At 66.5% G+C, this 23,126-nt stretch carries 21 protein-coding genes; 13 read left to right on the plus strand and 8 right to left on the minus strand.

The window, feature by feature from the left end:
• The 3 genes from G3N94_RS15720 to G3N94_RS15730 all read right to left on the minus strand — a co-directional run.
• Positions 1-962: protein-glutamate O-methyltransferase CheR (locus G3N94_RS15720; protein WP_205793437.1), on the minus strand; the 962-nt coding region annotated here is incomplete at its 3' end.
• 8 nt (positions 963-970) lie between these two features.
• Positions 971-1,459 carry a chemotaxis protein CheW gene (locus G3N94_RS15725; protein ID WP_205793438.1) on the minus strand — a complete coding sequence of 163 codons (489 nt, stop codon included), beginning with the start codon at positions 1,457-1,459 and terminating at the stop codon, positions 971-973.
• A gap of 28 nt (positions 1,460-1,487) precedes the next feature.
• Positions 1,488-3,164 (minus strand): methyl-accepting chemotaxis protein, encoded by a 1,677-nt coding sequence (locus G3N94_RS15730; RefSeq protein WP_205793439.1) that lies wholly within the window; start codon positions 3,162-3,164, stop codon positions 1,488-1,490.
• 481 nt (positions 3,165-3,645) lie between these two features.
• On the opposite strand from G3N94_RS15730, the gene G3N94_RS15735 reads away from it, so the two are divergent.
• Positions 3,646-3,972 (plus strand): hypothetical protein, encoded by a 327-nt coding sequence (locus G3N94_RS15735; RefSeq protein ID WP_205793440.1) that lies wholly within the window; start codon positions 3,646-3,648, stop codon positions 3,970-3,972.
• A gap of 81 nt (positions 3,973-4,053) precedes the next feature.
• Here the strand turns inward: G3N94_RS15735 and G3N94_RS15740 are convergent, their stop codons facing one another.
• Positions 4,054-4,278 (minus strand): hypothetical protein, encoded by a 225-nt coding sequence (locus G3N94_RS15740; protein WP_124598397.1) that lies wholly within the window; start codon positions 4,276-4,278, stop codon positions 4,054-4,056.
• Positions 4,279-4,537: 259 nt separating this feature from the next.
• On the opposite strand from G3N94_RS15740, the gene G3N94_RS15745 reads away from it, so the two are divergent.
• A complete protein-coding gene (locus G3N94_RS15745; RefSeq protein WP_205793441.1) occupies positions 4,538-4,861 on the plus strand; it encodes a hypothetical protein in 324 nt (107 codons plus the stop codon).
• Between the two features lie 25 nt (positions 4,862-4,886).
• Here the strand turns inward: G3N94_RS15745 and G3N94_RS15750 are convergent, their stop codons facing one another.
• On the minus strand, positions 4,887-7,154 hold the full coding sequence (locus tag G3N94_RS15750; RefSeq protein ID WP_205793442.1) for a TonB-dependent receptor: 2,268 nt from the start codon (positions 7,152-7,154) through the stop codon (positions 4,887-4,889).
• 293 nt (positions 7,155-7,447) lie between these two features.
• Here G3N94_RS15750 and G3N94_RS15755 point away from each other — a divergent pair, with 293 nt between their 5' ends.
• On the plus strand, positions 7,448-8,512 hold the full coding sequence (locus G3N94_RS15755; RefSeq protein WP_205793443.1) for an asparaginase: 1,065 nt from the start codon (positions 7,448-7,450) through the stop codon (positions 8,510-8,512).
• Between the two features lie 10 nt (positions 8,513-8,522).
• Here the strand turns inward: G3N94_RS15755 and G3N94_RS15760 are convergent, their stop codons facing one another.
• Entirely contained in the window at positions 8,523-9,503 is a 981-nt protein-coding gene (locus G3N94_RS15760; protein ID WP_205793444.1) for a LysR family transcriptional regulator, read from the minus strand.
• A 241-nt stretch (positions 9,504-9,744) separates the two neighbouring features.
• On the opposite strand from G3N94_RS15760, the gene aspA reads away from it, so the two are divergent.
• Positions 9,745-11,151: an aspartate ammonia-lyase gene (gene aspA, locus G3N94_RS15765; RefSeq protein ID WP_205793445.1), complete on the plus strand. Its 1,407-nt coding sequence runs from the start codon at positions 9,745-9,747 to the stop codon at positions 11,149-11,151.
• Positions 11,152-11,263: 112 nt separating this feature from the next.
• Positions 11,264-12,757: an amino acid permease gene (locus tag G3N94_RS15770; protein WP_205793446.1), complete on the plus strand. Its 1,494-nt coding sequence runs from the start codon at positions 11,264-11,266 to the stop codon at positions 12,755-12,757.
• 49 nt (positions 12,758-12,806) lie between these two features.
• On the opposite strand, the gene G3N94_RS15775 is transcribed toward G3N94_RS15770, so the two are convergent.
• The gene (locus tag G3N94_RS15775; RefSeq protein ID WP_205793447.1) at positions 12,807-13,496 is read right to left on the minus strand and encodes a phospholipase; all 690 of its coding nucleotides are present in this window, start codon (positions 13,494-13,496) and stop codon (positions 12,807-12,809) included.
• A gap of 626 nt (positions 13,497-14,122) precedes the next feature.
• Here G3N94_RS15775 and G3N94_RS15780 point away from each other — a divergent pair.
• From G3N94_RS15780 to G3N94_RS15805, 6 genes are all read left to right on the plus strand, one after another.
• Positions 14,123-16,513 (plus strand): MCP four helix bundle domain-containing protein, encoded by a 2,391-nt coding sequence (locus tag G3N94_RS15780; RefSeq protein ID WP_205793448.1) that lies wholly within the window; start codon positions 14,123-14,125, stop codon positions 16,511-16,513.
• The gene (locus tag G3N94_RS42970; protein ID WP_346778700.1) at positions 16,510-17,256 is read left to right on the plus strand and encodes a methyl-accepting chemotaxis protein; all 747 of its coding nucleotides are present in this window, start codon (positions 16,510-16,512) and stop codon (positions 17,254-17,256) included. The genes G3N94_RS15780 and G3N94_RS42970 overlap by 4 nt, the downstream gene beginning before the upstream one ends.
• On the plus strand, positions 17,253-17,807 hold the full coding sequence (locus tag G3N94_RS15790) for a hypothetical protein (RefSeq protein WP_205793449.1): 555 nt from the start codon (positions 17,253-17,255) through the stop codon (positions 17,805-17,807). The genes G3N94_RS42970 and G3N94_RS15790 overlap by 4 nt, the downstream gene beginning before the upstream one ends.
• Positions 17,808-17,872: 65 nt before the next feature.
• A complete protein-coding gene (locus G3N94_RS15795; RefSeq protein WP_205793451.1) occupies positions 17,873-18,832 on the plus strand; it encodes a chemotaxis protein CheX in 960 nt (319 codons plus the stop codon).
• Positions 18,833-18,862: 30 nt separating this feature from the next.
• Positions 18,863-19,228, plus strand: coding sequence for a response regulator (locus G3N94_RS15800; protein WP_124598409.1), 366 nt, complete (start codon positions 18,863-18,865; stop codon positions 19,226-19,228).
• 131 nt (positions 19,229-19,359) lie between these two features.
• The gene (locus tag G3N94_RS15805; protein ID WP_205793453.1) at positions 19,360-20,154 is read left to right on the plus strand and encodes an enoyl-CoA hydratase; all 795 of its coding nucleotides are present in this window, start codon (positions 19,360-19,362) and stop codon (positions 20,152-20,154) included.
• 29 nt (positions 20,155-20,183) lie between these two features.
• Here the strand turns inward: G3N94_RS15805 and alr are convergent, their stop codons facing one another.
• Positions 20,184-21,305, minus strand: coding sequence for an alanine racemase (alr, locus tag G3N94_RS15810; RefSeq protein ID WP_205793454.1), 1,122 nt, complete (start codon positions 21,303-21,305; stop codon positions 20,184-20,186).
• A gap of 308 nt (positions 21,306-21,613) precedes the next feature.
• Here alr and G3N94_RS15815 point away from each other — a divergent pair, with 308 nt between their 5' ends.
• Both G3N94_RS15815 and glnH read left to right on the plus strand, forming a co-directional pair.
• Positions 21,614-21,985 (plus strand): MAPEG family protein, encoded by a 372-nt coding sequence (locus tag G3N94_RS15815; RefSeq protein WP_205793455.1) that lies wholly within the window; start codon positions 21,614-21,616, stop codon positions 21,983-21,985.
• A 381-nt stretch (positions 21,986-22,366) separates the two neighbouring features.
• Positions 22,367-23,119: a glutamine ABC transporter substrate-binding protein GlnH gene (glnH, locus tag G3N94_RS15820; RefSeq protein WP_205793456.1), complete on the plus strand. Its 753-nt coding sequence runs from the start codon at positions 22,367-22,369 to the stop codon at positions 23,117-23,119.
• Positions 23,120-23,126 lie beyond the last annotated feature (7 nt).

Raw genomic sequence — 23,126 nt, forward strand, 5'->3', positions numbered from 1 at the left:
TCGCGTAGCGCCGGCTGCTGCGGCACTGCGGGCCGCAGCAGGGGCGGCGAGGCCGGTGAGGCCCAGTCAGGCTGCGCGCGGACGGGCACGCCTGCGGCCGGCGCAGTGACGGGCGGCGCACGATGGAACGCGAACGCGAGCGGAATGCGCGCGGGCGCCAGCGCATGCCGCATCATCAGCCCCGTCTCGGCCGGGCCGACGAAGATCGTGCCGCCGTCCGCCAGTTGCCGGTCGAGCAGCCGGATCGACTGGTCCTGCGTGTCGCGGTTGAAATAGATCAGCACGTTGCGGCAGAAGATGAAGTCGTAGCGCGTGTCCGCGTCGAGCGGCAGCTCGAACAGGTTCGCCTGCACGAAGCGCACCGGTTCGCGCACCCGCGCGTGAAGCTGCCAGCCGCCGTCCGTTTCGCAGAAATGGCGTTCGCGGAAGTCGAGCGGGTGGCCGCGAAACGCGTTGCGTCCGTACACGCCGTCCCGTGCGCGGTCGATCGCGCGCGCGCTGATGTCGACCGCGTCGATGGCGAAGCGTGACGCGCCGATGCCGGCATCGAGCAGCGCCATCGAGATCGAATACGGCTCCTCGCCGGTCGAGCACGGCGCGCTCAGCACGCGCAGCGTGCGCGCGGGCTCACGCACGAGCCGCGCGTCGGCGAGCCGCGCAAGCGCGACGTACGCTTCGCGATCGCGGAAGAACCACGTTTCCGGCACGACGAGCGTTTCGATCAGCGCCTGCCGTTCGTCCGGCGACGCGATCAGCCGCTGCCAGTACGCGTCGATCGCGCCGTCGCCGAGGTCGTCGGCCGGCATCCCGCCGGCGGGCAGCGTCAGGTCCGGCGCGCCGGCCTGCATGATGCGCGCGCGTTCGAGCACCGCGCGCGCGAGCGCACGATGGCCGAGCGTCGTGGCATCCATGCCCGTTTCACGCGTGAGCCACGCTTCGAAGCGCGGATCATCAGCGTTCATCGCGTTCATCATTCGGCAACCACCTGCTGCAGCGGCGGCGCGGGCGGGAACAGCAACGCGCGCGCATCGTCGTCGAGCATCTGCCGCACATCGATCTGCTGCACGAATCCCGACGCGTCGGCGGCGACCGGCCCGAGCCAGCGCGCGTGTGGCGTTGCGATGCCGCTATCCGCGAATTGCGCGGGTGCGAAATCGCGCACCTGCGTCGCGTGCTCGACGATCAGCCCGAGCCACCGATCCGCGCCGTCCGCTGCGTTTGGCTGCGCGTAGCGCACGACGACGAGCCGCGTCGAGCGCAGCGCGCGCGCCGCGCGCCCGAGTGCGAGCTGCGGGACGTCGAGCACCGGCACCAGCGTGCCGCGGTGATCGATCACGCCGGCGAGCCACGGCGGCGTGCCCGGCATCGACTTCACGGGCGCGAGCGCCAGCACCTCGACGATCTGCGTCGCATCGAGCGCATAGCGTTCGCCGTCCAGTTCGAAAAGAAGGAAGAGCATCGTATCGATAGCCCGGAGGCCGTCTGCGTCAGCTGTCGATCTTGAAGCGCGACACGCCGGTACGCAACTGGTTCGCGACGAGCGTCAGGTCGTCGATCGCCTGCGACGACTGGCGCAGCGATTCGGCCGTCTGCTGCGCGGCTTCCGACAGCTGCGACAGCGCCTGCGTGATCTGCTCGGCGCCGCTCGCCTGCGTCTGCATCCCTTCGTTGACCATCTGGAAACGCGGTGCGAGCGTCTGCACCTCGTGGATGATCTGCGACAGCTGGCCGCCGACCTGCTGGACCTCGCGCATCCCGCGCCGTACTTCCTCGGAGAACTTGTCCATCCCCATCACGCCGGCCGACACCGCCGACTGGATCTCCTTCACCGTCTGCTCGATGTCGTAGGTCGCGACGGCCGTCTGGTCGGCAAGGCGACGGATCTCGGTGGCGACGACCGCGAAGCCGCGGCCGTACTCGCCAGCTTTCTCGGCTTCGATCGCCGCGTTCAGCGACAGCAGGTTGGTCTGATCCGCGACCTTGGTGATCGTCGCGACAACCTGGTTGATGTTGACCGCCTTCTCGTTCAGGATCGCGAGCTTCGCGTTCACCGAGCCCGCGGCCTCCATCACGCTGCGCATCATTTCTTCCATGTGCGCGAGGCCGCTCTGGCTCGCGCCCGCGAGCGACGCCGACTGCTCGGCGACCGACGACACCTCGTTCATCGTGTGCAGCAGGTCGCGCGACGTCGCGAGGATCTCGCGGGACGTCGCGCCGATCTCGGTCGTCGTTGCCGCCGTTTCGCTCGCGGTCGCCTGCTGCTCCTTCGACGTCGCGGCGATCTCGGCCACCGACGTCGTGACCTGCAGCGACGACTGCTGCGCCTGCGACACGAGGCTCGCGAGCTCTTCGGCCATCCGGTTGAAGCCGTCCTGCAGCGTGCCGAATTCGTCGCCGCGACGCAGGTCGAGCCGCTGCGCGAGGTTGCCGGTGCGCATTGCGTCGTGCACTTCGACGAGCCGCGTCATCGGCCCCGTGATCGCGCGGAACAGCGCGTAGCCGGTCGCGAGCGCGACCAGCAGCACGACGCTCAGCGCGGTTGCGAGCGTCGCTTCCGCGGTGTTGACCGACGTGCGGATCTGCGCGGCCGAATCGTCGGCCTGCGCGCGGTTTTCTTCGACCATCACATCCGCGGTGCGGACCACGTTCCGCCACGCCGACGTCACGCGCACGAAGCTGGCTCGCGCGGCCGTGCGATCGCTCGTCGCGGCGCGCGCGGCGTCGTTCAGCAGCGGCAGGTATTCGTCGTACGCGGCCCGGAATGCGGTGAAGCGCGCCTTGTCGTCGTCGCGGAACAGCGTGGCCTCGTATTGGGTCGATGCGAGGTCGAGGCTGCGCAGTGCGTCGGGCATCCGGTCGAGGTCGTGCTTCGTGGCGTCCGCGTCGCTGTCGACGAACAGCGCCCGTTCGAGCACCGTGTAGCTTTGGTTCGCCGCGGCGCGCAGCGACGTCGACAGGAACAGGCCCGGCACCGAATCCCGCCGCAGGCTGTCGGCCGACGCGTCGATCGCGGTCAAACGCGTGTATGAAATCGCGGCCATCACCAGCATCAGCACGAAGATCGCGCCGAAGCTGAGCACGATGCGCGTGCCGAGCGTGAAGCGTGGGCCGCGCCGCAAGGCGGGCAGGGGCGGCGTGCCGGCGCGGGGCGTCGCAGTGGCCATGTCAGTCTCCCGGAGAGCTTGGATCGGATGGGTCCGGCGGCGCGAACTGCGGATGAAACGATTCGGTCGCGGGTCGGCACGGTCGATCGGATCGTTCCGGATCGTTGCTCGATTGCCGACGCCCCGCATGCTGTCATGTGGCGCGTTTGATCGCAACCGAATTTTCTGCGAATTGCGTCGGGCTTTACCGTCATATTAGAGTCAGGCCATTGTTCTGACGATAGCTGTAATTCGAATGAAATATTCGAGGGTTTATCTGCGAACATGGCGTTCATCGATGCATGTCGTTCTGGCCGTTTTTGCGGAGGGGTTACAGGCTTCGGTGCGGCCCCGATCGGGTGCCGGATGCCGTTCGCGGACCCGCCGCAGGGCGGTCGGTGCGCGGATGGCAGGCTTGCTGGATTCGGCCGGGAGTACGGGGAAAGACCGGCGCCGACGTGTCGCGACTTCGGCGCGGATGCAATGATGGAGTGACGGTGCGATGACGTACGGAAAGAAGACCGACGAAGCGATGGATACGTTTTTCCGCAGCTATCTGGCCACGCTCGGTCTCGCGTTTTCCGTGCTGGGCTTCTTCGGGTTGTCGCAGTACGACGCGATGAACGGCGACTGGGTCCCGTTCGCAGTCACGATCCTGGTCGCAGCCGCGCTTGGCGGGCTCGTGATGATCCTGGTCGGGCTGTTCGGTTCCGTTCGCACGGTGCAGCGCTGGGCGGACGTCGCGTCATTCGATGACGCGACGCTGATCGTCATGGTGATTGCGTTTCCGCTCTATCTGGTCCTGCGTCCGTTCTACAAGCGGCGCTAGCGTACCCGCGAGCCGGCAGGCAGCCGCGCGCTCCCCGGCCGGGCGGCGCGGGCGCGCGTGCAACGGCGCGCATGCCGACTGTCAGTGGCTGCGCGCATACCCCTGGATCAGTGCGCGCATCATCCCTTCGACCGTCGCGTCGCGCAGGTCGTCTTCCTGCGCGACGTCCTCGACGAGCGCGGCATACGCGGTGGCGAGCGTCACGCGATCGACTTCATGGCGCTGCTCCATCAGCGTCACCATGCCGTCCTTCGCCAGATGAGCGGAGAACGCGCGGCTGCCGATGGTTTCGAATACGTCAATCATGGCGGCTCTCCCGAATGTTGCGGATGCTTTTTAGTGTAGTTGCTGCGAAGAGGCTCCGCCATCAGGCGCGGCCGGCCAATTCCCTCCCGCCGGCAGGGTCGTGGCGCCGGCGCTATACTCGCCGTTCTTCGCCGCTCCTCGTCGCTCGAACCGATTCGGCGTGCAAGCGCCGGCGCCGGGCACCGCGGCACCAGACCGCACCAGACCGCACCAGACCGCACCAGACCGGGCGCCGATTCCGCCATTTCACCGTATGCCGATGGACAAGCTCATCTCCTACGTCGCCGCGATTCACGGGTTGTCAGGCCCCGTGTCCGTCGTCGCGCACACGATCTCCCGCGACCGCTGGATGGACCAGGACATCGAGGTGAGCCGCGAGGACGTCGAATACCGTTTCGACAACGGCGCGGTGATCCGCCGCTCGGTCGAGCAGGATCACGCGCCGTCGGCGCTGCTGTGCGCGGAATGCTGGATCGATTACGACGTCGTTCGCCACCCGGGCGACCAGGCGATCAGCCCCACGCGGATCGCGTTCGACAACGCGTGCCGCGAAACCTTCTGGCTGCGTTACCACCTCGCGTGAGCGCGCGCGAACCGCAGAGATCGCATTACTGATAGAAGTTCAGCGTGACCATCGCCGAGCGGCCCGGCGCCCACGTCGCGTAGATCGGGTACGCGCTCGAGTAATACTGCTTGTCGAACAGGTTCTGCACGTTCAGCTGCAGATCCATCGTCTTGTTCACGCGCCACGTCGCGGCTGCGTCGAAGCGCGCGTAGCCGGGCGTCCATTTCTTGACGGTCGGCGACACCGACGCATAAGTCTTGCTCGCGACGGTCGCGCCCGCGCCGACGGTCAGCTTCGGCATCACGTCGTAGCTAGTCCACAGCGTGAAGTTGTGCTTCGGCACCATCACCATCGGCAGGCCCGATGCGCCGGGGTTGCCGGGGCCCGCGTCGGTCGTGATCGCGTTCAGGTACGAGTAGCCGCCGAACACGCGCCACTTGTTCGTCACGTTGCCCGCGAAGCCGAGCTCGGCGCCGCGCACGCGCTGCGTGCCGGCGTTGATCACGTGACCGAGCCCGTCGCTCACGCGTGCGTTGGTCTTTTCGGTCTGGAACAGCGCGGACGTCAGCGACAGCCGCTCTTCGAGCACGTCCCACTTCGCGCCGATCTCGATGTTGCGCGAGCGCTCGGGCGTCAGGTCCTGGTTGGTCGCGGTGATCTGGTCGGTGCCGCCGCCGAGGCCCGCGTTCGAGCCCGGCGGGTTCGACGACGTGCCGTACGACGCGTACAGGCTCACGTTGTGCACGGGCTTGAACACGAGGCCGAACTGGTAGCTGAACAGGTTCGACGTGTTCGACAGGTCGGCGACGCCGGCCTGCTTCGCGGTGACGTCATAGCGGTCGAAGCGCAGCCCCGCGTTGAACAGCCAGCGCTCGGACAGCTTCACCGTGTCGAACATGTACGCGGACACCGTGTCGGTGCGCGTGTTCGTCGTCGGCCCCGGGAAGCCCTTGTCGCCGTTCAGCACGATGCTGCCGGTCCACGGCATGTTCGGGTTCCAGCCGCCCGCGAGCGGCGTGCAGTTGCCCGCGACCGAGCACGGGCCGCCCGTGCGGATGTTGTTGCCGGCCGAGTCGGACACACCATAGCCCTCGTAGCGGCTCTGCTCGTGGCTGAACTCGACGCCGGCCGTCATCGTGTGCTGCATCCCGAACAGGCTCGCGCGGCCCGTCACTTCGGTCTGGTTCGCGATGCTGTTGAGCGCGTACTTGCCGCTCTTCGCCTGCAGGCTCAGCAGGTTCGGGTTCGACGCGAGAATCTGCGGATTGGTCGCGACATAGTCGAGCGTCGAGCGCCCGAACATCGTCGTGTTCTTCAGTTTCAGGTCGTCGTTGAAGCGGTGCTCGACACGCACTTCGGCGGAATCCGTCTGCGTGTAGCGGTAGTCGCGCGTGTTCAGCCCGAAGAACCGGCCGCGATCGGTCGGCACCGGCGTGCCGCCCGATGCGGCGAACGGCACGCTGAAATCCGGCATGTCATAGCTGTTCAGGTGGTAGTAGCTGACCGTGACCGTGGTCGGCGTGTTCAGCCCGAACACCACCGACGGCGCGACGCCCCAGCGCTTGCTGTACACGTCGTTGCGGCCGGCCTGGTTCGCGTCGTGGCCCATCACGTTCAGCCGCACCGCGGTCGTGTCGTTGAGCTTGCGGTTCGCGTCGATCGTCGCGCGCTTGTAGCCGTCGGTGCCGAAGCCGATGCTGCCGTTGACGAAGTCGTCGTTCTGCGGCGTCTTCGTGACGATGTCGATGCTGCCGCCGACCGAGCCGCGGCCCGCGTACACCGAATCCGGGCCCTTCACCACGCTGATCTGCTCGACCGCGAAGGTCTCGCGGTTCTGCACGCCCGAGTCGCGCATCCCGTCGACGAAGATCGAGTTGCGCGATTCGAAGCCGCGGATCACCGGGCGGTCGGCCGACGGGTTCGCCGCCGCATCGCCGCCGAGGAACGTGATGCCGGGCACCGAGCGCAGCGCGTCGGCGAACGTCGTCACGTTCTTTTCCTTGATCAGCTGTTCGGGAATCACGGTAACCGAGCGCGGCGTGTCGAGCAGCGGCGCGGTGAACTTGTACGACGGCGAGCGCTTTGCCTGCATCTCGGACGCGTTGGACGACCGGACCGCGATCGTCGGCAGCGTCGCGGGCCCGCCGTCGGCGGCGGCCGGTTGCGCGGCGGGTGTGGGGTTGCCGGAGGCGACCGGCGCGGCTGGCTCGACCGGCGCGGATTGCGCGGTGGCGAGGAGCGGGGTCAGGAAAACGGAGCAATACAGCGCGGACACGAGGGCGCGCGGCCGCGTCTTGAACTGGGCAGGCATAGAGAAGGCAGCGGAAGTATCGGTGTTCGGGTGCGTGCTGGCGATGGCGGCGGACGGCGCCTGCAGTCATCGAGCACGGCAATGTAAATGCGTATGATTCGCGTTTGCGATCGCAATTGTAGGGATTGACGCGAAATATGTAAACACTTGAAGGGTTCGTGTACTGAAGCGCCTTTGCACCGGACGCAAGACCGCTTTCCATCAGTGGTTTCGCCTGCTACCGCGGCGACTCGATACACTTTCGTACCGATTGGACGGGGCCCCGGATGGCGTGGCCCGAGAATGGAGACAGGATGGAAACGAATGGCGCAGCGGTCGTCACGTACCGTGGCAACTCGATCGAGAACACGCATGTCGCACACGTGGCGGTGGTGGATGCCGGCGGCAGGCTGCTGTACCGGTTCGGCGACCCGTTCCGGATGACGCTCGCGCGATCGGCGGCCAAGCCCGCGCAGGCGTTGTCCGTGCTCGAGACGGGCGGCCCCGACCGGTTCGGCTTCGATGAAGCGGATGTCGCGCTGATGTGCGCGTCGCACAGCAGCGAAGACCGGCATATCGAGCGGACCCGGGCGATGCTGTCGAAGGTGCATGCGCAGGAATCCGACCTCCGCTGCGGCGGGCACGCGCCGCTGTCCGACGCGGTGTACCGGTCATGGATCAAGCGCGACTACAGCCCGACCGGCGTCTGCAGCAATTGCTCGGGAAAGCACGTCGGCATGCTGGCCGGCGCACACGCGATCGGCGCCGCGATCGACGACTACCATCTGCCGGACCATCCGATGCAGCTGCGGGTGAAGCGCGTCGTCGCCGAAGCGTGCGGGCTGCGTGAAGACGAAGTCGAATGGGCGATCGACGGCTGCAACCTGCCGACGCCCGCGTTTGCGCTCGATCGCCTGGCCCGCCTGTACGCGAGCCTGGCCGATGGTGCGGACGCGATGGAAGGGGGAAGCGCCGAACAATCCGCGCGCGTTCACGCGCTCGCGCGCCTGCATCATGCGATGACGCGGCACCCCGAGATGGTCGCCGGCGACGGCAGGTATTGCACGGTGCTGATGCGGGCCTTCGACGGGCAGGTCGTTGGCAAGCTCGGCGCGGATGCGTGCTACGGGCTCGGCGTGCGCGCGTCGGATGACACGCGGCGCCTCGGTGCCGATGGTGCGCTCGGCATCTCGGTGAAGGTCGAGGACGGCAACGTCGACGTGCTGTACATGATCGTCAGCGAACTGCTCGAGCGGCTGCAGATCGGCACCGCCGAGCAGCGCAAGCCGTTGGCCGCGTTCCATCGGCCGCCGATGCTGAACACGCAGAACGTCGAGATCGGTCACGTGACGTTCCCGTTCGAATTGCGGCAGGGGTGACCGGGGGCGCTCAACACTGGCCGCTGCCCCCGCGGATCTTCTGCATTTCCACGTCGGACCACTCGCCGACGTGCGCGAGGTGTTCCGCCAGAAACTCCCTCAATACGCGCAATTTCGCCGAGCTGCGCCGGTTCGCCAGATACGCCATGTAGATGAAGTCGCCGGTCAGCTTGTTCTGCAGCCGGTAGCGGGGCAGCACGGCCTCGAGCCGGCCGCTCGCCAGCAGGTCGCGTACCAGCCAGATCTCGAATTCGGCGATGCCGAGCCCCGCGCAGGTGGCTTCGACCAGCAGTTCCGAGTGATCCGACACGAGGTTGCCAGCCGGCAGGATGCTGTGCCGCGTGTCGTCATCGACCAGCTCCCAGCGCGGGTCGCCCTCCGGATGGACGTAGCGCAGGCAATTGTGGTGCGCGAGATCGTCCGGCGTGGCCGGCCGGCCGCAGCGATCGAGATAGGCGGGCGCCGCGCACAGGATGCTGTCGTTGCGCGACAGCCGCTGGACGATCAGGTTGTCGAGATAGTTCTCGCCTTCGTGGATGTCGAGGTCGAAACCGCCGGCCACCAGGTCGTTGTGGTTGTCGGTCAGCCGGACGTCGAGCTGGATCGTCGGATAGCGCGCGAGAAACGGCGCGACCAGCGGCGCGAGGTAGCGCCGGCCGAACCCGACCGGCGCCGTCAGCTTCAGCGGCCCGCTCGGCTGCGCATTCAGTTCGGCGACGACGCGCAGCGTGTCGTCGAGATCCGCGATCAGCGTGACGGCCCGTTCGTGATAGATGCTGCCGGCTTCGGTCAGCGTCACGCTGTGCGTGGACCGGTACAGCAGCGGCACGCCAAGCACCTCTTCGATTGCCGACACCTTGCGCGCGACCGTGGACGTCGACACGTGCATCTCCTTGGCAACGGCCGAAAAACTGCCTGTTTCGACGACGCGCACGAACGCGCGCATCGCGCCCAGGTGATCGACGCCCGTCTCTCTCGCTCCCTTTTTCATTCGCGTTTCATTCGCCTTTCGTCTGTCCTTGACTCGTTTCTCGCCGCTCTCGCTGTTGCGTCGCACGCAAAACCGCTTTCGATATTACAGAAATGAGGTTCTTTATGCAAAGGCATAGAATGCGAACGCGTCGCGCAGGCGACAGGTGAGCGAAGCCCGGCCTTGCGTCGCGGCGCACGAGGCGACGGCTTCGCCGGGGTCGGCTGCGGCCGGCGGCACGAGACAATTCTGGAGAGACACGATGGCAGGCAACGACTTCCGCGTCGAAACCGATCTTTTAGGTAAACGAAATATTCCGGCGGACGCCTACTACGGCGTTCATACACTGCGCGCGAAGGAGAACTTCGACATCACCGGTCGCAGCATCGCGTCGTTCCCGTACCTGATCATTGCGCTCGCGGCAGTGAAGGAGGCGGCGGCCGCAGCGAACTGCGAACTCGGGCTGCTGCCGCACGCGTACCGTGACGCGATCGCCGCCGCGTGCGTCGAGATCCGCGAAGGGCATCTGCACGACCAGTTCGTCGTCGACATCATCCAGGGTGGCGCGGGCACGTCGACCAACATGAATGCGAACGAGGTGATCTGCAACCGCGCGCTGGAAATCATGGGCCATGCGCGCGGCGAGTACGAATATCTGCACCCGAACGAGCACGTGAATCTCGCGCAGAGCACGAACGACGTCTATCCGACTGCGATCCGGATCGCGACCTGCTTCGCGATCGAGCATCTGCTGGAGGCGATGTTCTGCCTGCGCGACGCGTTCGGCGAAAAAGCCGAGGAATTCGCGGGCCTGCTGAAGCTCGGGCGCACGCAGTTGCAGGATGCCGTCCCGATGACGCTCGGCCAGGAGTTCTCGACGTACGCGGTGATGCTGACGGAGGACATTGCGCGCCTGCAGGAGGCGAGTGCGCTGATTCGCGAGATCAATCTCGGCGCGACCGCGATCGGCACGGGGATCACCGCGCATCCGCAGTATGCGGAGAGGGCGCTCGTGGCGCTGCGGCGCATCACCGGCATCGAGCTGAGCACGGCGCCGAACCTGATCGAAGCGACGCAGGATTGCGGCGCGTTCGTGCAGATTTCCGGCGTGCTGAAGCGGATCGCGGTCAAGCTGTCGAAGACCTGCAACGACCTGCGGCTCCTGTCGAGCGGCCCGCGCGCCGGGTTCGGTGAAATCAACCTGCCGCCGATGCAGGCCGGGTCGTCGATCATGCCCGGCAAGGTGAATCCGGTGATTCCGGAAGTCGTCAACCAGGTCGCGTTCGAGGTGTTCGGCAACGACCTGACGGTGACCTTCGCGGCCGAAGCCGGCCAGCTTCAGCTCAACGCGTTCGAGCCCGTGATCGCGAGCGCGCTGTTCCGCAGCTTCAGCCATCTGACCGCAGCGTGCGTGACCCTCGCCGACAAGTGCGTGAGCGGCATCACCGCGAACGCCGACCGGTTGCGCGAAACGATGGAGCAATCGGTCGCGCTCGCGACCGCGCTCAATCCGTATATCGGCTACAAGAACGCGACCTCGGTGGCGGCCGAGGCGCACGCGAGCGGCAAGACCGTCAGGGAAGTCGTGCTGGGCCGCCAGCTGATGACCGAGGCGCAACTCGACGACGCGTTGCGGCCCGAAGCGTTGATCCAGCCGCGCGTCTATTGAACGCCGCGATGCGTTAGCGCCGGCGCTCGCAGCCGGCGCCGCCGCGTGCGGCTGACCCCTTCAGCGCTTCTGCGGAAGCGCGACAGATCACAAATCAAATCGGAGACTCACGATGAAGTACGCCAGCGAGCGCCCGGCTGATGCAGCCAGCGGCGCGGATGCCTGTCATGCCGACCCGGACGCGCGGTTCGCGTCCCACGAAAGCGGTTACGCGAAGCATTTGAAGCCGCGACACGTGCAGATGATCGCGATGGGCGGCGCGATCGGAACCGGGCTGTTCCTCGGCGCCGGCGGCCGCCTGCAGCACGCGGGGCCGGCACTGGCGGTCGTGTATCTGGTCTGCGGCGTGTTCGCGTTCCTGATCATGCGCGCGCTCGGCGAGCTCGTGATGCATCGGCCGGCCAGCGGAAGCTTCGTGTCGTATGCGCGGGAGTTCATGGGCGAACGCGCGTCGTTCGTCGCCGGCTGGATGTACTACCTGAACTGGGCGACCACCGGGATCGTCGACATCACCGCGGTCGCGATCTACATGAAGTACTGGGCCGTGTTCTCGGACGTGCCGCAGTGGGTGTTCGCGCTCGGCGCGCTCGCGATCGTGTCGACGATGAACATGATCGGCGTGAAGGTGTTCGGCGAAATGGAATTCTGGTTCTCGCTCGTCAAGGTCGGCGCGCTGAGCGTGTTCCTGCTCGTCGGCACCGTGTTCCTCGCGAGCGGCCATCCGGTCGCCGGGCACGCGCCGGGGCTCCATCTGATCGCCGAGAGCGGCGGGATCTTCCCGCACGGCATCCTGCCGGCGGTGCTGATCGTGCAGGGCGTCGTGTTCGCGTATGCGAGCATCGAGCTCGTCGGCGTTGCGGCGGGCGAGACCGCCGATGCGCGCAAGGTGCTGCCTAAGGCGATCAACAGCGTGATGTGGCGCATCGCGCTGTTCTACGTGGGCTCGGTGCTGCTGCTGATCACGCTGCTGCCGTGGACTGCGTACAGCGCGCACGAAAGCCCGTTCGTGACGTTCTTCGGCAAGCTCGGCGTGCCGTATGTCGGCACGGTGATGAACGTCGTGGTGCTGACGGCAGCGCTGTCGAGCCTGAACTCCGGCCTCTATTCGACCGGGCGCGTGTTGCGTTCGCTCGCGATGGGCGGGTCCGCACCGCGGTTCGTGGCACGGATGAACGCGCGCGGTGTGCCGTACGGCGGGATCCTGATCACCGTCGCGATCAATGCGATCGGCGTGCCGCTGAACTACATCGTGCCGGCGCAGGCGTTCGAGATCGTGCTGAACATGGCGTCGCTCGGCATCATCGCGACGTGGGGCTTCATCGTGATGTGCCAGATCGTGTTCCGTCGCAAGGTCAAGCGCGGCGAGCTGAACGACGTGCCGTTCCGGATGCCCGGCGCGCCGTTCACGTCGTGGCTCACGCTCGCGTTCCTGCTCGGCGTGCTGGTGCTGATGGCGTTCGACTACCCGGGTGGTACGTGGACCATCGCGATGATTCCGGTCGTCGCGCTCGCGCTGACGGTCGGCTGGCATCTCGCGAAGCGCGGCGCGGCGCGCGCGCCTGTGGTGACGGGCCAGCCGCTGGTCGATCGGGCGAACAACGCGTGAGGGCGTGAGGGTGCGCGCGGGGCTGCGCGCATCTCGCGCATCACGCGAGTTACGCGGCGTGGTCCAGCCCCACGCGATCGCCGAGCCAGCGGCTGAAGTCGCCGATCATGTCGGCGCTCAGTTCGTGTCCGGCCGGATACAGCCGCGTGTCGTGCGCGACGCCGAGCGCGGCGAGCTTCGCGTCGGCGGCTTCGGCCCACGAAACGGGCAGCTTGTCGTCGGCGCGGCCGTGCACGATCAGCGCATGCAGCGCGCGGAGCGCGTCGCGCGGCGCGATCAGCGGATCGATCTCCGGGAGAATGCGCCCGCACAGCACGGCGAACCCGACGACGTCCGCCGGCGACGTAAGGCCGACGCTTGCGCTCATGATGCCGCCCTGGCTGAAGCCGGCGATCACGGTCGGCAGCGGCGACGCGCCGTCGCGTTCGCGCAGCGCGCGCACCAGCGCGAGCAGCTTCGTGCGGCTCGCCTCCGCGTGCGCAGCGTCGATCTCCGGGCCGTTCGGGCCGAAGCGCACCGGAAACCACGCATGCTGGCCGGGCCCGAACGTGAGCGGGCCGCGCACGAACGCGACTTCGATACGCGGATCCAGCGCGTCGGCCACCGCCAGCAGGTTGGTTTCGTTGCCGCCGACGCCATGCAGCAGCAGCAGGCGGGCTACCGGTTGGGCGCTTGCCGGGTGCAGGCGGTAGGCAAGTCCGGATACGGGGTCGTCGGTCAAGGGCAGGACGTCGGTCATCGCGGGGTTCCATCAGGGGCGGGAGGGAGGTCACAGTCTATGACGTTGTTCGGAGAACATGAATCGCTGGCTGGCGATTGATTATTTCCTCTCTGGAATGGATGTTCGCATGGCGGATCCATGTCTGCTCGAATGAGTCTCCTGCTGGACGACAACGCAGCGATCGCAATCCTGAGAGGCGCGCCAATCATGTTTCAACGCTCATCCGAAAGCGGCGAACGATTCGAACGTGATTCGGCTTGATCGCTTCCCCGATTTACGCTTACATTTTAAAATGCGACTCGCACCCGATTAATTCGACGATAATTCGCAAACGTTTTACATTGCATGCGATGCGAATTGGGGCGTATGCGCCAATCATGAAAATCCACGCGCGTCGATACACCGGACCGACGCCTGCCGCAGGCACTCTCGGCCTTTTCAGCGCGTCGGGACATCAGTTAACGGCATTCGCGCAAAAAACTTTAGGATTTTCGGCCTAAAAATAGTCATTTCAGTTTTATCAATAATCGATTGATTTGTAGTCATCGGACGGTCATAAACCATCCCTGATAATTCGGCGCTCACATTCTTTCAATGGCACGCGCATGGCGATCGCAGCCGGATCGCCACGGGGAGTTGCAGACATGACCATCCGCCATCGTATTACGTTGCTAGTCGTCCTGACGTTTCTCGCCCTGTCGGCGATTGGCGTCTATGCCGTGATCCAGACGCGCAACAGCGCGTCCGAGGTGCGGCAAGTCACGCAGGGGATCGTGCCGAGCGCGCTCGCGTCCGCGGATCTCGTATCTGACGTGAAGAACATCCAGATCGCGACGATGACGCTGATCTACGCGCCCGACACCAACACGGCCGCGCAGGCGCGCGACGAGCTGAAGGCAAAGCAGGCGGCGCTGCGCGCGGCGCTCGACGTGCAGGCGAAGTCGGCCGCGAGCCACGCGCAGGAAGGCCTCGTCGCGCAGGCGAGGGACAGCGCGACGAACTACTTCGCGGCGATCGACGATACCGTGAAGATGAAGGCCGACGGCAAGACCGACATGGCCCAGGCCTACCTGTTCGCGAACGTCGCGCAGTATCGCGACGAGCTCGAGGGCATCGTCGATACGCTGCGCATCGAGAAGAACCGCCAGAAGGACGACGCGATCAACGCGCTGAACGGGATGTTGTCGACGACGGCGACCGCGATCGCGGGCGTGGCCGGCACCGTGATCGTGCTGCTCACCGCGATCGGCTTCGTGCTGTACCGGCAGATCACGCATCCGCTGAGCCGGATGCAGACGATGATGAGCGAGATCGCGACGAGCCAGGATTTCACGCGCCGCGTGCCGGTCGGCCGCATGGACGAGATCGGCCACTCGATCGTCGCGTTCAACGGGATGATCGAGAAGATCCAGGAGAATTCCGCGCAGCTCAAGCAGAAGACCGCCGACATCCAGGCGATGCTGCAGAACATGCAGCAAGGCATCCTGACCGTCGTCGGCGGTGGCGTCGTGCATGCCGAATACTCGGCTTACCTCGAAACGATCTTCGAGACGAAGGACATCGCAGGCCGCGACCTGATGGCGCTCGTGTTCGACGATTCGAACCTCGGCTCCGACGCGCGTTCGCAGGTCGACGCCGCGATGCATGCGTGCCTCGGCGAGGACAGCATGAACTTCGAATTCAACGAGCACCTGCTCGTCAACGAAGTCGCAAAACGCATGCCGGATGGCCGCGAGAAGTGGCTCGACCTGAGCTGGTCGGCGATCACCGACGAGACCGATACCGTCGTGCGCCTGATGCTGTGCGTGCGCGACGTGACCGAGCTGCGCGAGCTGACTGCGCAGGCCGGCGAGCAGCAGCGCCGGCTCGAGATGATCGGCGAGATCCTCGCGATCAGCCAGGACAAGTTCCACCAGTTCGTCGACAGCGCGAACGGCTTCCTCAGCGAGAACGAACGGATGATCCGCCAGCACGAGCGCGCGGACCACTCGATCGTCGCGGCACTGTTCCGCAACATGCACACGATCAAGGGCAACGCACGCACGTACAGCCTGCAGCACCTGACGAACATCGTGCACGAGGCCGAGCAGGCGTACGAATCGCTGCGCCACGCGGACGCCGGCCCGGACTGGAACCGCGACGCGCTGATGGACGATCTCTCGCGCGTGCGCGACGCGGTCGAGCACTATGCGACGATCAACAAGGTCACGCTCGGCCGCAGCGGCGACGCGGCACGGCCTGGCACCGGCCATTACCTGATGGTCGAGCGTGCGCATATCAGCGAGAGCCTGCGCGTGCTCGACGGTGTCGATCCGGCGAACGCGGCCGACTGGCGCGCGGCGCGCGATGCGGTGCGCCGCATGCTGAGCCTGCTCGGCACCGAGAGCATCGGCGATGCGCTCGCGGGTGTGCTGGAATCGCTGCCGTCGCTTGCGGAGGAACTCGGCAAGGCGGCACCCGTCGTGCGGATCGACAGCAACGGCTATCGCGTGCGCAGCGAGATCGGCGGCACGCTGAAGGATGTCTTCATGCACCTGCTGCGCAATTCGATCGATCACGGGATCGAAACGCCCGACGCGCGTCGGGCGGCCGGCAAGGCGGCGGCGGGCACGATCGACATCGAAGCCGGTGTCGACGGCGGGATGCTGCAGATCGCGCTCAGCGACGACGGCCGCGGCCTCGCGCTCGACCGGATCCGCGGGATCGCGCGCGAACGCGGCTGGATCGACGCGGATAACGAAGCCACGCTGACCGACGAAGCGGTGGCCGAGCTGATCTTCCGGCCGGGCTTCTCGACCGCGCAGGCGGTGACCGAGGTATCGGGGCGCGGCGTCGGCATGGATGCGGTGCGCAACTTCCTGAAGCGCGAAGGCGGCGGCATCGCGCTGCGCTTCACCGACGACCGGCGCGGCGCCGCGTATCGCGCGTTCCAGACGATCGTGTCGCTGCCGGAATCCTGCGCAGTGGACAGTCTCGGGCAGGCGGCGCCGGACCACGCGGGTGCGCGGGCCGGGATGGCGGACGCGACGGAGTGATCGTGCAGCAGGCAATCACGCATCTTGGCGCCGCGCTGGCGGGCGGCCTCGTCGCATGGATCGTCGCGACGGTCGTGTTTCGCGCGCATCGCGCGCGGCTCGTCGCAAACCTGAGTGTCGAAACGGCCGCGTTGCGCGACGCGCTCGCGCAGTCGGACGCGCAAGCGGGCGAAGCCGCGGCGGCGCACGCGGCACAGGCTGAAGCGTGGACGAGCAGGGAAGCGCAGCTCGCCGATACGCTCGCGCAGCACGAGACGGACGCCGGCGTGCAGCGCGATGCGCTGCAGGTGGCGCGGTCCGAGCGGGACGCGCTGTCGCAGCACGCGGTGAAGATCGCGCACGAGGCCGCGCGCCTGCGCGGGCTCGCGGGCACGTTCGAGCGCTGGCACGAGCAGATGATCTCGCTGACCACGCAGAACCAGGACATGCGCGCGAAGAACCAGGAACTGTCCGCGATCGTCGCGCACGTATCGATCGTGTCGCTGAACGCGTCGATCGAAGCAGCGCGCGCCGGCACGGCCGGGCGCGGCTTCTCGATTGTCGCGAGCGAAGTGCGCGGGCTCGCGGCGCGCTCGCAGGAGCTGTCGAACAGCTATCGCGACAGCCTGAACCGCAACGATCTCGTCACTGCCGCAACGTTCCAGGACATCCAGGCGGGCGGCAAGATGGTCACCGCCGCGCTCGCGAGCGTCGAGACGCTCGCCGGGCAATTGCACGCGCGGCTGGAAGGAGCGGCGGCGTGATCAGCGCGCAGGCGAAGGCGAGCTTCGAACGCATCTTCTTCGACGCGGCACGCACGCGGCTCGCGTCGGGCGGCGGCACATGCGACATCGTGCCGGCCACGGCCGGGGACGAGCCGCCGCGCAACGGCCGCATGAAATCGAAGACGCTCGAACAGGTCGCAGTGCTGACGATCTCGGCGCTGCATTTCCGGTTGCTGCTCGCGCTGCGCTTTCGCGACGACGACGCAACGCGACGCTATTTCGCGGGCAACGCGCAGCAACCGCTGCACGAGGCGTTCATGGAAGTGGCGAACCTGTGCTGCGGCGCGATCAACCAGGCGCTGATCGCGCCGTTTCCGGATCTCGGGATGTCGACGCCATACTTGTTGAGCAGCGCGAGCATCGACTACCTGAGCGCGCTCGCGCCCGGCCACGTCGCCGCATTCGACGTGACGCTGGACGGTGCGGTGCGGATCCGTGCGACGCTGTGTGTCTGCGCGAATGCGCCGGTCGATTTTCACGTGCCGGAAACGGCGCTGGTCGAGAGCGGCGGTGAGCTGGAACTGTTTTGACCGTGTTGCGGCGCTCGCAGTGGCGCCGGAATCCGAATCCCAACCCGAATGCAAGGAAACGCGCGATGACCGAAGGCAAACCCGTCAGCAAGGTGCTGGTGCTCGACGAAAGCCGTGAGCATGCGGATGCGATCAAGCGCTTTTGCGACGACCACAACCTGATCGGCCTGACCGTGGGCCGCAACCGGCTGCTGAAAGTGCTGCGCTCGAACATCGATCTCGGCGCGATCCTGCTCGCCGAGGATTACGGCGGCTCGCCCGCGGAAACCGCGATCATCGCGACGCAGATCGACGCGCTGCGACCGGAATTGCCGATCATCCTGCGCCGCGACGCGCATGCGTCGCGCGACGGCCTGCCCGAAGCGCTCGCGCGCGTCGCGTGCGCGACCTACGTCGCGGACGACATGACGCCGCTGCAGCGCGTGATCGACGAATACATCTTCAGCCTCGACTATCCGAACGCGCTCGTGCGCGGGATCTCGGAGATCACCGAAGCGCGGCTCGACAGCCTGTTTCCGGGGATGACGATCAGCCTCGACACGCCGTGCATCGTCCGCGACCAGATCATCTTCGGCGAGGTGTTCAGCCTGATCGCGCTCGAGAGCGCGTGGTGCCGCGGCTACATGCTGCTGCAGACGAGCGAGCAGCCGTTGCTCGACATGATCGACAGCACGCACCACGACGGCCGCGCGCCGGATTTCCGCGACGTGAACAACGTGCTCGGCGAGCTGACGAACCTCGTGTGGGGTGCGTTCAAGAACCGCTATCTCGGCGATGCGGAAGCGCTCGCGCGCCATCCGGTGCAGGTGCCGCTGCTCGTCAACCACAAGCAGAAGTTCATCTCGTTCGGCGGCGACTGTCCGCAGCTCAGTTTCAAGTACCGGATGACCGACCCGTCATCGGGCCGGTCGGTCTGCCTCGACCAGCGCTTCGTGTTCAGCCTGAGCTGGTCGCCGGAGGATTTCCGCGAATCGGTGCAGGACGTCGGGCCGATGGTCGAGGCGGGCGAACTCGAATTGTTTTGAAGTTCTGAAGAAAGGAAAGGGGAATACGACATGGCAAAGATTCTGGTGGTCGACGATTCGGGCACGGTGCGCGACGAGGTCGCGGGCTTCCTGCGCAATAACGGGCTGGACGTCGCAACCGCGGTCGACGGCAAGGACGGGCTGGCGAAGCTGAAGGCGACGCCCGGCATCCGGCTCGTGATCAGCGACGTGAACATGCCGAACATGGACGGCCTGACGATGGTCGAGAAGATTCGCGGCGAGCTCGCGAACACGGCGGTCAACGTCGTGATGCTGACGACCGAAAGCAGCCCGGCGATGAAGGAGCGCGGCAAGGCGGCCGGCGTGAAGGGCTGGATCGTGAAGCCGTTCAAGGGCGACGCGGTGCTCGACGCGCTGAAGAAGCTCGCAGGCTGACGCGTGCTGGCGGGCCGCCGCAGCGCGGCCCGATCGTCGACGGACGGCTGCCGACATCCTCCATCCGGGCCCCGATTGGATTATATTGATCCGTTAGCGCACCGCGATCGCTCTCAATCTGGTGGACCATCATGGAATCGAATCCCTCCTCATCGGAACCCATTCTGCTGCGCGACGACCATGAAGGCGTCGTCACGCTGCGACTGAACCGCCCGCAGCAGTTCAACGCGCTGTCCGAAGCGATGCTCGCGAGCCTGCACGATGCATTCGTGGCGCTTGCGTCGGACCCGCACGTGCGCTGCGTCGTCCTCGCGGCCGAAGGCAAGGCGTTCTGCGCGGGCCACGACCTGCGCGAGATGCGCGGCAAGCCCGAACTCGACTACTACCGCGCGCTGTTCGCGCAATGCAGCCGCGTGATGCTCGCGATGCGCGCGTTGCCGGTGCCGGTGATCGCGCGCGTGCACGGCATCGCGACGGCAGCCGGTTGCCAGCTCGTTGCCGCCTGCGATCTCGCGATCGCGGCGGACACTGCGCGCTTCGCGGTATCGGGGATCAACGTCGGGCTGTTCTGCTCGACGCCGGCCGTCGCGCTGAGCCGCAACGTCACGGCGAAGCGCGCGTTCGACATGCTCGTGACCGGCCGCTTCATCGATGCGGCGACGGCCGCGTCGTGGGGGCTCGTCAACGAAGCGGTGCCGGAAGACGCGCTCGACGCGGCGGTCGCGCGCAAGGTCGCGGAGATCGTCGCGAAGAGCCCGGCCGCCGTGCGCTACGGCAAGCAGATGTTTTACCGGCAGCGCGAGATGACGCTCGACGACGCATACGCGTACGCGGGCGACGTGATGGCGCGCAACATGATGGAAGAAGACGCGGGCGAGGGCATCGACGCGTTTCTCGAGAAGCGGCCGCCGCGCTGGCGGACGTAACGCGCCGTACGCGGCCGGCCTTAGCGGCCTTAGCGGCCGTAGCTGCCGGTGCGCAGTGCCGGCTGCGTGGTCGATGCACCGGGCGGCACGATCACCACCGGCACGCGGCGCGCCAGCGCGCACATCAGCTCGTAGCCGATCGTGCCGCTCGCTTCCGCGACATCGTCGACCTTCACCTGATCACCCCACAGCTCGACGCTCGAACCGATGCCCGCATTCGTGCACGGCGTGAGGTCGACGGTCAGCATGTCCATCGACACGCGGCCGACGACGCGCGTCAGCACGCCGTCCACCGCGATCGGCGTGCCGGTCGGCGCGTGGCGCGGATAGCCGTCCGCATAGCCGCATGCGACGACGCCGACGCGCATCGGCTGCTCGACCGTGAAGCGGCGGCCATAGCCGACCGTTTCCTGCGGCACGAGCGTCTGTACGCCGATGATCCGGCTCGTCAGCGTCATCGAGGCCATCAGCGGCGTGTCGGCGATGTGCCGCGACGCGCCGGTCGGCGATGCGCCATACAGGATCGTGCCGGGACGCACCCAGTCGCGGTGCGCGCGCGGATGCCACAGCACGGCAGCCGAGTTCGATACCGAGCGCTCGCCCGGAATCCCGGCCGACGCCGCGTCGAACTGGTCGAGCTGCCAGTCGATCTCGCCGTCGTCGGCGTTCGCGAAGTGCGTCATCAGCGTGATCCTGCCGATCGACGGTGCGGCGGCCGCGCGCTCCCACGCGGCACGGAACGCGGCGGGGCGGAAGCCGAGCCGGTTCATGCCGGAGTTCATCTTCAGCTGGATGTCGATCGGCCGCTGCGGCTTCGCGGCGATCAGGAGGTCGAGCTGTTCGTCGCAATGGACGGCGACCGTCAGCTGGTGGCGCTCGACCAGCTCGACGTCCGCCGGCTCGAAGATCCCTTCGAGCAGCAGCACGGGCTTGTCCCAGCCGAGCTCGCGCACACGCACCGCTTCGTCGAGATCGAGGAGCGCAATCCCGTCAGCGGCTGCGAGGCCCGGATAGATCCGCTCGATTCCGTGGCCATATGCGTTGGCCTTGATGACGGCCCATACGCGCGACTGCGCGGCGGTCTGGCGGATGAAGTCGAGGTTGTGGCGCAGCGCGTCGGGGCGGATATGGGCGACGATGGGACGGGGCATGGCGTTGGCTCGGGTCGTGTGTCGTTCGAAGCGCGGCGCGGCAAGCGCGCCGCACGGGTGAGCAAGTTCGGCCCGTGGTATGCCGGGCCAGTGTTGAGCGCTATGGTATTGGGGAATGACCAGTTTTATTTCGCGTATTTATCCGCAATTTGGTGGAAATTGCGGCGAGGCAGGCGGCGGCGGGAGAGGGCCGGCAGGCGTGCGGCCGAGCGTCCCGTCTAGAAAACCGGTGCGCGATCGGGGCGGCGCAATGCTAAGCTCTCGGCGATCTTGTCATTGAATAATGTAAACATAAGGAGGAGGCTTAGATGACGACGTCCCAGCTGTGCCTGTTCATCGTGGCGGTGCTGCCGTTCCCGCTGACGATTCTCGCGAAGGCGAAGAAGGGCTACGACAACCATGCGCCGCGCGAGTATCTCGCGAAGCTCGAAGGCTGGCGTGCGCGCGCGGCGGCTGCACACCACAACGCATGGGAGGCGCTCGCGCTGTTTACGGCCGGCCTCGTCATTGCGTGGCATTCGGGCGCGAACGCGCATCGCGTCGACCAGCTCGCGATCGCGTTCGTCGCCATTCGCATTGCTTACTCGCTGCTGTACCTGCTGAACTGGGCCACGCTGCGCTCGCTCGTCTGGTTCGCCGGCATGGCATGCGTCGCCGGGCTGTTCTTCGCGACGCCTTGACCGCGTGCCGCCCGGTTGCCGGGCGGCGTTCGCAACAAATGTTTCATCCGCGCCGCCGTGCCTTCGGGAACGGCGGCGTTTTCGTTGGTGCGTACGTTGTGCCTCCGTATCCCCCGGCGCTCCAGCGTTCGCACCGGCGCTATCCCCCCGACATCCCTGCCCGTTCCCCACACCGATTCACCGGCGCGACGCCCGCCCGCGCCCCCGGGTTTTTCTCGATGCAATTACCTGTTGCGCATTTTTTTGTTGTCGTAGTATCGGCGTTGACAACACATGTTGCACTACGGTCTAATTCAACATCGCATGTTGCGGTGCGGCTTGCTGTCGTCGTTTCGCCCGGCCGGGGTGCCGGGCCCATCGCCCATCATGTGGAGAAATGCCATGAGTCGCCGTTCCTTCCTGAAAACCGCTGTGGTCGTCGCGATGCTCGGCGCAAGCGTCGCGCATGCGGATACGAAAACGCTCGTCGTCGGCACCGACACGTCGTTCATGCCGTTCGAGTTCAAGCAGGGCGACAAGTACGTCGGCTTCGATCTCGACCTGTGGGCCGAGATCGCGAAGGACCAGGGCTGGAAGTACACGATCCAGCCGATGGATTTCGCGGGGCTGATCCCGGCGCTGCAGACGCAGAACATCGACGTCGCGCTGTCCGGCATGACGATCAAGGAAGAGCGGAAGAAGGCGATCGACTTCTCCGCACCGTACTACGACAGCGGCCTTGCCGCGATGGTGCAGACCGGCAACACGACGATCAAATCGATCGACGACCTGAACGGCAAGGTGATCGCCGCGAAGACGGGCACCGCGACGATCGACTGGATCAAGGCGCACCTGAAGCCGAAGGAGATCCGTCAGTTCCCGAACATCGACCAGGCGTATCTCGCGCTCGAGGCCGGCCGTGTCGACGCGGCGATGCACGACACGCCGAACGTGCTGTTCTTCGTGAACAACGAAGGCAAGGGCAAGGTGAAGGTCGCGGGCCAGCCGGTCAGCGGCGACAAGTACGGAATCGGCTTCCCGAAGGGCAGCCCGCTCGTCGCGAAGGTCAACGAGGAGATCGTGAAGATCAAGGCCGACGGCCGCTACGCGCAGATCTACAAGAAGTGGTTCGGCGCCGAGCCGCCGAAGATGTGAGCGTGAC

The sequence above is a fragment of the Burkholderia sp. Ac-20353 genome, from assembly GCF_017104785.1.
In the GTDB taxonomy this organism is placed as follows: Bacteria; Pseudomonadota; Gammaproteobacteria; order Burkholderiales; family Burkholderiaceae; genus Burkholderia.